This is a genomic window from uncultured Victivallis sp., from assembly GCF_944391105.1.
In the GTDB taxonomy this organism is placed as follows: Bacteria; Verrucomicrobiota; Lentisphaeria; order Victivallales; family Victivallaceae; genus Victivallis.
Genome location: NZ_CALXSK010000028.1, coordinates 40,062 through 49,629, shown reverse-complemented (window position 1 = coordinate 49,629; position 9,568 = coordinate 40,062). Strand labels below are relative to the sequence as shown.

Annotated in this window: 13 protein-coding genes; 4 read left to right on the top strand and 9 right to left on the bottom strand. The window is 58.4% G+C overall.

The genetic code is table 11. The features are described from left to right. Window positions 1-997 precede the first annotated feature (997 nt). From Q0K10_RS09815 to Q0K10_RS09800, 4 genes are all read right to left on the bottom strand, one after another. On the bottom strand, window positions 998-1,243 hold the full coding sequence (locus Q0K10_RS09815; protein ID WP_294506447.1) for a hypothetical protein: 246 nt from the start codon (window positions 1,241-1,243) through the stop codon (window positions 998-1,000). A 70-nt stretch (window positions 1,244-1,313) separates the two neighbouring features. Beyond that, a complete protein-coding gene (locus Q0K10_RS09810) occupies window positions 1,314-1,706 on the bottom strand; it encodes a hotdog domain-containing protein (protein WP_294506445.1) in 393 nt (130 codons plus the stop codon). A gap of 194 nt (window positions 1,707-1,900) precedes the next feature. Then, window positions 1,901-2,728: an ATP-binding protein gene (locus tag Q0K10_RS09805; protein ID WP_294506443.1), complete on the bottom strand. Its 828-nt coding sequence runs from the start codon at window positions 2,726-2,728 to the stop codon at window positions 1,901-1,903. Next, window positions 2,718-3,497 carry a J domain-containing protein gene (locus Q0K10_RS09800; RefSeq protein ID WP_294506441.1) on the bottom strand — a complete coding sequence of 260 codons (780 nt, stop codon included), beginning with the start codon at window positions 3,495-3,497 and terminating at the stop codon, window positions 2,718-2,720. Before Q0K10_RS09800 ends, Q0K10_RS09805 begins: the two co-directional genes overlap by 11 nt. A gap of 193 nt (window positions 3,498-3,690) precedes the next feature. Here Q0K10_RS09800 and Q0K10_RS09795 point away from each other — a divergent pair, with 193 nt between their 5' ends. Together Q0K10_RS09795 and Q0K10_RS09790 are read left to right on the top strand one after the other, a co-directional pair. After that, the gene (locus Q0K10_RS09795; protein WP_294506439.1) at window positions 3,691-4,104 is read left to right on the top strand and encodes a response regulator; all 414 of its coding nucleotides are present in this window, start codon (window positions 3,691-3,693) and stop codon (window positions 4,102-4,104) included. A 28-nt stretch (window positions 4,105-4,132) separates the two neighbouring features. Beyond that, a complete protein-coding gene (locus tag Q0K10_RS09790; RefSeq protein ID WP_294506437.1) occupies window positions 4,133-4,447 on the top strand; it encodes an HNH endonuclease in 315 nt (104 codons plus the stop codon). An 87-nt stretch (window positions 4,448-4,534) separates the two neighbouring features. On the opposite strand, the gene Q0K10_RS09785 is transcribed toward Q0K10_RS09790, so the two are convergent. The 4 genes from Q0K10_RS09785 to ribF are packed head-to-tail and all read right to left on the bottom strand — an operon-like array spanning window position 4,535 to window position 7,815. After that, window positions 4,535-5,353 (bottom strand): AraC family transcriptional regulator, encoded by an 819-nt coding sequence (locus tag Q0K10_RS09785; protein WP_294506435.1) that lies wholly within the window; start codon window positions 5,351-5,353, stop codon window positions 4,535-4,537. Window positions 5,354-5,366: 13 nt separating this feature from the next. Then, window positions 5,367-5,747: a holo-ACP synthase gene (gene acpS, locus Q0K10_RS09780; protein ID WP_294506433.1), complete on the bottom strand. Its 381-nt coding sequence runs from the start codon at window positions 5,745-5,747 to the stop codon at window positions 5,367-5,369. Then, window positions 5,744-6,823, bottom strand: coding sequence for a MerR family transcriptional regulator (locus Q0K10_RS09775; protein ID WP_294506430.1), 1,080 nt, complete (start codon window positions 6,821-6,823; stop codon window positions 5,744-5,746). Before Q0K10_RS09775 ends, acpS begins: the two co-directional genes overlap by 4 nt. 8 nt (window positions 6,824-6,831) lie before the next feature. Further along, window positions 6,832-7,815, bottom strand: coding sequence for a riboflavin biosynthesis protein RibF (gene ribF, locus Q0K10_RS09770; RefSeq protein WP_294506428.1), 984 nt, complete (start codon window positions 7,813-7,815; stop codon window positions 6,832-6,834). A gap of 119 nt (window positions 7,816-7,934) precedes the next feature. Here ribF and coaD point away from each other — a divergent pair, with 119 nt between their 5' ends. Further along, the gene (coaD, locus tag Q0K10_RS09765) at window positions 7,935-8,438 is read left to right on the top strand and encodes a pantetheine-phosphate adenylyltransferase (protein WP_294506426.1); all 504 of its coding nucleotides are present in this window, start codon (window positions 7,935-7,937) and stop codon (window positions 8,436-8,438) included. Further along, window positions 8,435-8,899 (top strand): DUF177 domain-containing protein, encoded by a 465-nt coding sequence (locus Q0K10_RS09760; RefSeq protein ID WP_294506424.1) that lies wholly within the window; start codon window positions 8,435-8,437, stop codon window positions 8,897-8,899. The genes coaD and Q0K10_RS09760 overlap by 4 nt, the downstream gene beginning before the upstream one ends. On the opposite strand, the gene Q0K10_RS09755 is transcribed toward Q0K10_RS09760, so the two are convergent. Next, entirely contained in the window at window positions 8,889-9,542 is a 654-nt protein-coding gene (locus tag Q0K10_RS09755; RefSeq protein WP_294506422.1) for a diacylglycerol/polyprenol kinase family protein, read from the bottom strand. The two genes, Q0K10_RS09760 and Q0K10_RS09755, sit on opposite strands and share 11 nt — an antisense overlap. Between the last annotated feature and the right edge of the window lie 26 nt (window positions 9,543-9,568).

The window sequence follows — 9,568 nt, the reverse complement described above, 5'->3', positions numbered from 1 at the left end:
GCCACATAGTTAATATCCTTATATTTAATCAATTATAAATATTCTGTGGTGAGGTGGTGAGGTATATTGGAATAAAGTAGTATATATGGAGTATGCAATGTGCAGAGATTGCATACATAATTGATAAATACCAAAAGGTTTTAGAGAAGCCTCGCCACAGAATCGAATAGTTGATACGCCCCTCTGAGTGGAAAAGGCCGAAATCTGAAACAGTGTAATCCCGGCCTCGTAATACCTGTTTTAACAGCAGAACAACCCACTTCAATGCGGACAGAAACGGATAAACTTGAACGAACCAGTTTTTTTTATACCAGGGGCAACTTTTCTGAGATTTCTCCATGGTATTACAAGCTATCTCACTCTGTCTGATAATGAGCCAATTCTTTTCTTTCCATTTCAGCAAGTACAAGAAAATTTACTCCTTAATCGAAAGAATGGAGATGTGTTATTAGCTTGAAAAAGTTGAAAAAAAGTTTGGAAATCCTCTGTCAAAATCCAACCATAACAGGTACTTTATAGGTATAGCAGGCTCCTTTCTGGGGCACAAATGGGGCACAAATGGGTCACAATTGCGGGATTTTGGGACCTGAAAACAGGAAAAACAGCCGTAAAAAGAAATTTTTGAGGGAGAATTGAAGAAGAGGGTTCTCATCCCGATGGGGATGCCAATTTTTTCGTCTCTTCACCGGCTCTGGTCATAAACTCCGCTTCTTTCCCGCTTGAAATTTCAGGGGAGCAGATCGATTTTCAACTTGAGGCATTCACGATCTCGAACGTTTATTGTTGAATCCTTCCTTTCTGGCATTGCTGATATGCCGGAATGGCCAGAAACAGGTAATTGCGGCCGGTGCGGTCGGGCATGATGGCCTGATGAAAAACACCCGCAGAATGAACCCGGGCAGGGTGGGCGTTTTATGAGAAAGAGGATGATCCGGGAGTCAGGCGGACGGCAGCGCTCTTCCGCGTTCCGGGCAAAGGCGAAGTATTTCGTCAGATGTCACTTGCCGGAGGCTTCGCGGATCATGTCGGTGAATTCGTCGCGGGAGAGCTCGCCAAGCGTCTTGCCGCGGCGGGAGAGTTTCTCATTGAATTTGACCGCAGTCTCGGTCATCTTCTCGTGCGTCTCCTCCGAGCCGCCTACCAGGCAGAAGTTGTCGCCTTTCGTGATACGGCGATGGCCGTCTTTGCCGTCCAGTCCCAGCCCGAGCAGCAGCGCAGCGTTGTTGTTCGTTTCGTCGGTCATTCGGAAAAGCTCCTTTCGTTCTTCTACAATATAATGCTTTTCCGGAAAAAATCCACTCCGCCCGGAAACGTTACGGCTCCATCTCCCGGAGCTGCTTCTTTTTTCCATCCGCATCGACTGCCACAAACGTGCACTCTCCGCGCAACGCACGCTCTCCTCCAACCCGCGCCTCCAGGAAAAACGTCACGCTGCTCCTCCCCCGGCGCACCTTTTCCGCATAGAAGTCGAGAACCTCTCCCGCCTTCACCGGCCGCGTGAGGTAAAACTCCGAAAACCGGTAGCCGACCAGATGCCCCTCTCCCGTGCTCCTGGCGGCGTGAATCGCCCCCTGTTCGGCCGCCATCTCCAGCAGCCGCCCGCCGTAGAGATTCTCTCCAACACCCAGGTCCAGCACCTTTACCAGCCGCGAACCGAGAAAGACCATCTTCGTCTCCCCTGTCGGTTTTGTCTGCACTTCCACCATTTCGGGCCTCCTTTTTTCCCGGTAATATAGCGCAGAAGGCGTGGCGGAGCAACCGGTTTTCCCTCAAAAATGAAAAAAGTATAAAAATATAGATGTTTTTTTATCAAATAGACTTGATTTCTGTTTCCGGCAGATTATGTTGAATAACAGAAGATCGGAAATTCTATTCCCGGAGTTTCCGGAAACTTCTTTCCCTATTCCCTTTTTCCCGAGCCGGATGTTTTCCCAGCATCCGGCTTCCTTTTGCTCTCGTTACCGAAGTGGAGGTAAGCGGGATCGAGCAGATATTCCGCCTGAACGTTGCCGAGTGAACGGAGCATCTGGCTGCGGAGGTTCGGTATCCGTTCGGCAAGCTGGTCGAGCAATCGGCGGAAGTAGGCGCGGTCGCCGTCTGCAAGCCGTTCCTCGTAGCGGCATTTTCCGGCTTCCGGCAGTTCGCGTTCGTCACGGCAGCGGATGATGAGCGATTCGGGTGCGAGCGCGAGCGGACGGATGATCCGGATCTGCTCCTTCGCCTTCGCTGCGACGTTCGGTCCCATCGTGGTCAGGCCCTGCCCGCGGCAGAGGCTCATCAGAAATGAGACGGCGATGTCATCGAAATGCTGGCCGAGTGCGAGTTTCCCGCAATGTTCCTCTGCGGCGAGGCCGTAGAGTTTGCCGCGCCGCAGCCGGGAACAGAGGATGCACGGCGTCTCTTCGAACTGCTTTTCCGCAAGGAGCGCGGCGATGTCGAGCCGGATGATCCGGTGCTCCCATTTTCTTTCCCGGCAGTAGGCGGCGATTGCACCGGAGTTGAACTCCGGATACCCGGGGTCGAAAGTCGCCGCAATCAGGTCGAACCGGACCGGAGAACGGCGACGCAGAGCATGCAGCACGTGCAGCAGCAGAAAGCTGTCCTTACCGCCGGAGAGACCAACCAGAATCCGCTCCCCCTCCCCGATCATCCGGTAACGGGCAATCGCCTGGCCCGCGAGGCGGCAGAGTTCGCGGAATGCCGGAGTCCGGTCGGGATCACTCTTCATTGCGGTTCTCCAGTTGCAGATTCCGGGCTGCGCGCGTGAGCGAGCGGTTCAATTCGTCGATCATCAGATCCGCGTCGTCGGGACCGAGTTGCGTCGGTGTTTCATGGAACAGCCGCCGGAAGAACCCGAAGATCGAAAGGCGCTTGCGCTGCATTTCCTCCAGTTCCCGGCGGACACGGAGAAGTCTCTGGCTCGGGACCCGCCGCTTTCCGATTCCGATCGCCGCACGGTAGTGGCGGGCGGCTGCTCCGAATTTTTTCCGCACGGCGAGCGTGCGCGCGAGACAGACCCGGAACACCACATTCTGCGGCGCCGCCGCGACCACCTGCGCAAAACAGATCTCCGCATTTTCGAAACGGTTGTGGCGGAAGTGATCGCGTCCTTCGCGGTAGGCCATGAAGATCTCGGTTTTGCGCAGGTCGGCCAGCAAAGTTGCAAGCGAACTCTCCGGCGGGGTGTGGTTGCCGACGATCAGCTCCTCAAGGATGTCGTCCGCCTCGGAATCCATGATCGGTTCTTCGGGGCGGGTGCGGTCGCAATGGATCAGCTCCGAGTCGGAGAGCAGCGAGCGGTCGTACCGGCGCCGTTTTTCCGCATCGGAGAGCGTGTCGAAAGCGAGAGCGAGCATCTGGAACTCCCGGGTTTTTTCCGGAGCGTTGCGGAAGAGGTCCGGATGACATCGCTTCGCCTGCCGGTAGTAGGCGCGCTTGAGCTCGGCGAAACCGGCCCGGCTGTCGACGCCGAGGATTTGATAGTAAGTTAATGCCATTTTTCTCAATATAATGGTTCTCGTGCTTGCCATTCGTCGGGAAATCGAGTATAATATATACATGAATTTCCCATATCGCCAATGGGAGTCGGAAAGAAAGAGGATTTTTCCGGAATTGCCTGCCGGTGAACGGTCATGGAGTTGTTTCCCGATATCCGGCGCGACATGTTGTAAAGAGGAGTCAATTGAGTTCATGGATACGAAAATGAATGCCCTGCCGGGCGGGAACGAGACGATCCTGATCGTCGACGATCACGAAACGATCTGGGACTTTCTGATTGAGGCGCTGCAGAAACTCGGATATTCCGTGCTTCTGGCGGAGAACGGTCTTGACGCCGTGGAGATTTATGAGGCGAACCCGTCGGAGATCGACCTGGTTCTGCTCGACATGATCATGCCGAAACAGGGAGGGCATCAGACTTTCTTCCGGATTCGCGCGATCGATCCGAAGGCGAAGATCCTGCTTTCCAGCGGATTCGTCTCGGAGGCGGAGGTGCATGATCTGCTCAATCAGGGAGCTTGCGGATTCCTGCCGAAGCCGCACCGGCTGCCGACTGTGGCCAAAGCGATCCGCGAGGTTCTCGACACCGGGCGCATCGCCGGCTGACCGGATTCTCTTCGAGATTTGTGATTTTATGGACGACTGGGTTGAGATCAACCGCGATGAGCGGCACATCAAACGGGAGCGCGCCAAGGCGCGCGAACTGCGTAACACGCCCTATTTCCGCAACCTGTTTCAGCAGGGGATCTGTCACTACTGCCGGAAGAAATTTCCGCCGGAGGAGCTGACGCTCGATCATATCGTGCCGGTGGCGCGTGGCGGAAGGAGCACGCGCGGCAATCTCGTCGTCTGCTGTCGCGCCTGCAACCAGGCGAAAAAGTTCCTGACCCCCGCAGAGATGGTGCTCCGCCAGCTCGAACAGGAGGGGGAGGAAAACGGAGATTCGTGATTTCCCCGTTTTTTATCCGTCACATTTCCGCCGTTTTTTTGAGGGGAAATGGTCGGCTTTTTCGTGATTTCCCCGTTTTTTTGATCTTTATTTTCCGTGTGCCGAACGGTAACGGCCGGGGGCGATGCCGGTTTTCCGCTTGAACATTGCAGCGAAATAGTATTCGTCCGAAAAGCAGAGCTGCTCGGCGATTTTCTTGATCGCCATCGGCGAGCCGCGCAGGAGCATCCGGGCGGCTTCGAGTTTGCGTTCGATCAGGTACTGGACCGGGGTTTCGCCGTATTCGCTTTTGAAAATACGGATCGTCTGGCCGCGGGAACGCGAGATTTTTGCGGCCATTTCCTGCAGCGTGGGGGCGGGTGCGAATATCTGCGTATCAAGCCACTCCCGCAGAGCCGCGGCTTCAGGTGAGCAGTGGGACTTGCGGTTCGCGGCACGGAGATCGGCCGCCATGGTCACGACCAGCCCCATCAGGAATTCCGGCCCGATCCGGGTGTGCGCTTCCTGCGGGTGAAGCCGCAGCTGATGATGGGCGTTTTTGAAGAGTTCCGGCCGTGAAAAATTCGGGACATGACAGACTCCTTCAAGCCGGTAGAGCCGCACAAGTTCCGGCATCAGCGCTCCAGAGAAGTTGATCCAGTGTTTGACCCACGGTGACACCGCGCTGGAGGTGTAGGTGTGGTGACTCATCGGCGGAACGAGGTAGATATCGCCCGCGGAAGGGTGGCAGGTCACCCCTTCCACGGTCAGCGTTCCGGTGCCGGATTCGATGAATTCGGCGACCCAGAGGTCTGCTCCGTTCCGCTCAATCGAGTAACTGCCGTCGCACCAGCTGCTCCCGGCCAGCAGAATCGCTACCGGGGAGTCGGCCGGAGGTGTTCCGGAAAAGATGAACTCTTCTCTCATGCGTCGCGTCGTTTCAGTTGATTTCCCAGATGACGACCGCTGTGGCGTAGGCGGCTTCGTGACTCAGGGAAACGTGCAGTTTTCCGCCGCCATGGATTGCCGCGAACTCCGCGGCTTTCCCGCACAGTTTCAGCTGCGGCGCGCCCGAGGCGTCGTTTCGGATTTCCAGTTCCGTGAAAGCGCAGTGTTCGCCGATTCCGCAGCCGAGGGCCTTGGCGGCGGCCTCTTTTGCCGCCCATCGTCCGGCGTAGTAGGTCGGAGCGTGATTCCGGCGGGCTCCCTCGGCGAGTTCCGCGGGGGAGCAGATCCGTTCCCGGAATGCTTCGCCGAATTTCGCGAGCATTTTTTCGATACGCGCGATTTCGACGATGTCCGTGCCGACCCCGGCGATCACTTCGAAGCCTCTTCCGGTGCGGCCGGTGTTGCCTTTTCGGCCGTTCCAGCGGGCGCGGCGGCTTCCGGCGTCAGCGCCTGCCGCGCCTTTTCCGCTTCGATTCGTTTTCCCTCAAGCTCGTTCAGGAGGCGGCGCAGCTGTTCGAGTTCCTGTTGTCCCTGAGAGAGTTTTTCGCGGGCGTTTTTCGCTTCGTTTTCGGCCTGCTGGCGGAGAGAGTCGGACTTCGCGGTTGCGGCCTGCGCCTCCTTGAGTTTCTTCTCGTGGGCGTCGACGAGTTTCTGAAGTTCCTGCTGCTGTTTGCGGGCGAACTCCTCCTTGAGTTTGATGATCTGCGCCTCGGTGCGGGTGGCGGCATCCTTCTCCATCTCGCGGATTCGCGCTTCGAAGCTCTCACGCTGTCTGCCCATCTCATCCCGGAGCCGGGCGAGATTGGTGGTGAAATCCTCGCGCGACTTGTCGAGAATGACGGTCATCTCATCGAGTTTCTTCCCCGATTCGCGGGTTGCCTGCTGAGCTGCCTCGCGGTTGCGCTGCTCGATGCGGCTGAATGCCTGATACATCACCAGCGCGAGTATGAGAATGAATGCGACCAGCCCGAGCAGCAGTACGGTCATGATGATCCGCATGCGCTGCACCAGGCGCCGGCGCTGGTGTTCCGCCTCTTCAAGCCGGTCCGCGAGCTTCAGAAACTCCGTGTTGATCTGGACGCTCATCTGCTCGAACGCCGGGCGCAGAGCGGGGAGCGTCTCGCCGGACGGCTCTCCCGGAACGGTTGGAGCGGGGAGCGTTTCGCCGTTTTCGCGGACAGGGGCTGCCGGGGTGTGCGGCGCAACTTCCGGACGGATGCCGTAGCGGGAGGCGAGCAGCTGTTCGATTTCGAAGGAGCTCTTCCCCTCGTTGCGCATGCCGGAGATCTCCTTGAGAATCCGCAGGGATTTTTCCGAATAGACCTTGCGCTTGCCGCGGGTTTCGACTTCGAGGTAGTCGGCGTAGCGCATGAGCCAGTCGTTGATGGTGCTGCGCGGCAGCCCGAGTTCGCCCGCCAGATCGCTGGCCAGATAGGTTCTGCTCTCCATATTGAAAATCACCTTTTTGAGTTGGATGAATGTTGTTCGAAAAAACAGCGGATCTGCGTCACGTCCAGACTGATCTGTTTTTTGAGCGCTTCCGGATCGGGGAAGGTACGCTCCTCGCGCAGATAGCGCAGAAACTCCACGCCGAGCTCACAGCCGTAAAGATTCCCGGAGAAGCCCAGCAGGTGGATTTCGACCCGCCGGACGGCGTTCTCCCAGCCGAAGGTCGGGGCGAACCCGATGTTCACGGCGGCCGGATACGGGACGCCGTCGCGATACGCGGCCGCGGCATAGACTCCGTCCGGCGGCAGCACTCCTGCCGTGAACGCGAGATTCGCGGTCGGACAGTCGAGCCGGTCGCTCGCGGCGTGGTGACCCCGCTCCACCGTGCCGATGAGCCGGTAGGGGCGGCCGAGCATTTCGGCGGCCCGTTCCAGTTTCCCCGCGGAGACCGCGCGGCGGATCGCGCTCGAACTGACGGTTTCCCCGGCGAGTTCCAGTTCGGGGCAGCCCCGGAAGCGGATGTTGCGTTCGGAGGTATATCGTTCGAGGAAGGCGCAGTTGCCCGCGCCGCCGCGTCCGAATCTCCAGTGCCGGCCGACGCAGATTCCGGAGACGGTGATTTCGGGGCATCCGAGCAGCCGGTCCAGGAACTGTTCCGGTTCGAGTTGTGCGAACTCCGGCGTGAACGGCACGACCCAGACCAGTTCCGCCCCCGCTTCCTGCAGCAGCCGCACGCGTTCCCTGAGCGGCACGAGCAGCATCGGCGACTCATCCGGACGAAGCACGGCCCGCGGATGCGGGTCGAAAGTCATCGCCGCCGGAATCGAACCGGTCTCGCCCGCGGCGGCCAGCACTTCAGCAAGGATCAGGCGATGGCCGAGATGGACGCCGTCAAAGACGCCGATCCCGAGGGAAAGTTTCCGCTTTTGCCGGCTTTCTCCGGGCAGCCCGAGGTGTCCGGCCTCGGTGAATTTCAAAAGATTGTCCGCCATAAACTCAATCGAATCCGAAAGTAAAATCCGGTTCTCCCTTGCATAATGTCAAATTGTAACGTATATTAAGATACACTGACTATAACCGCTCGTCAACAACTCTACGACAGGAAATTCCGATGAAAACCGTATTATACCCCGGTTCTTTCGATCCGTTCACGAACGGCCATCTGGATCTGGTGGTTCGCGCGGGGCGATTGTTTGACCGGGTGATCGTTGCGATCGCCGTCAACTCCCAGAAGTCCCCGATGTTCACGATGGAGGAGCGCAAGGCGCTGATCGAGCTCTGCTGCCGGGAGATCCCGCATGTGCAGGTCGTGGCGTTTCGCGGGCTGCTCGTCGATGCGATTGAGGAGTTCGGCGCCAACGCGGTGCTGCGTGGACTGCGCGCCTTCTCCGACTTCGAATACGAGCTTCAGATGGCGCTCATGAACCGCAGTCTGCGCCACTCGTGCGAGACAATCTTCATGACGCCGACTCAGGAAAATTCGTTCGTGAGTTCCCACATGGTCAAGGAGGTCGCGATGCTCGGCGCGGATTTCAGCGCCTACGTTCCTCCGGCGGCGGTTCCTGTGATCGCCGCGAAGATCCGGGAAATGAAGAGGAAGGAGGAGGGAAAATGATCCGCTTTTCCGTTGCGCGCGTGGAGAAGGAGCCGGTCGAACTCGTCGGAGATGAGCCTGCGGAGTGGCTTGAAGTCGAACCCTCCGAACTGCTTTCCGTGACAGCTCCCGTCCACTACGACCTGCTGGCGAAGGCGGTCTCCGGCGGCGTGCTGGTCGAGGGGAAGGTGAGGACGGACGTTGCCGGGCTCTGCGGCCGTTGTCTTGAGCCGGTGGCGAAGAAGATAGAAAACTCCGGCGTCTGCCTCTTTTATGAGCAGCCGGAGGAGGATGAGCTCGACATCACCGAGGATGTCCGCGGCGAAATGCTGCTTGAACTGCCGATGAACCTCCTTTGTTCCGAAAGTTGCCGGGGGCTCTGCCCGCACTGCGGGAAAAACCTCAACCGGGGAAACTGCTCCTGCACCGACGACGACGAGACCGACGACCGCTGGTCCGCTCTCGACAACCTCAAGCTGTGACGCCCTCTGCGCGGGAGAGAAAAAGCGCGATCTGCAATCCCGCCCCGACGACGACCGGAATCGAAAAGTTGTCGTCGACGTGGAGCTGTCTCTCGAAGAGTTCCGCCGCACAGGCCGGAAAAAGCGCGATCGCTCCGCCGAGATAGAGTGCGGCGGGCGCTCCGATCAGTGCGAGATAGGTTCCGAGTGCGATTCCCGAGACGACAAGGAAGGCGGCGACCCCCTCCCAGCTCTTGTTGTTCGGAGCCTTGTGTCGTCCGAAGCGGCGGCCGATGAGTGCGGCGGCCGCGTCTCCGGTGAGCATGACGGTCATCGCGCCTCCGGCGGCCTCGCGTTCGTAAAGCACGGTCACGAGCAGCGCAGCCATGAGAACGTAGCTTCCGCCCGAGACGATCCAGGCTCCGGGCTCGGGTTTTTTGCGCAGCATGCGGCCGAAGAGGAATCCGTAGAGTGGTGCGAGTACGGGCCAGCCGCAGGCGTAGGCGTGTTCGGAGATGAGCGTCGCTGCGAGCAGGAACGCGAAGAGTCCCGCCGCGACCGGGCGGCTCGGGATCAGATACACCGCGAAAACCATCCAGAGCGATGAGAGGTGAATGAGCTTGCGCTTGAGTTCTTCACCATAGGTGATTTCAATACCGGGCACGGGAATTCCTCCATGGGGTGTGGTTT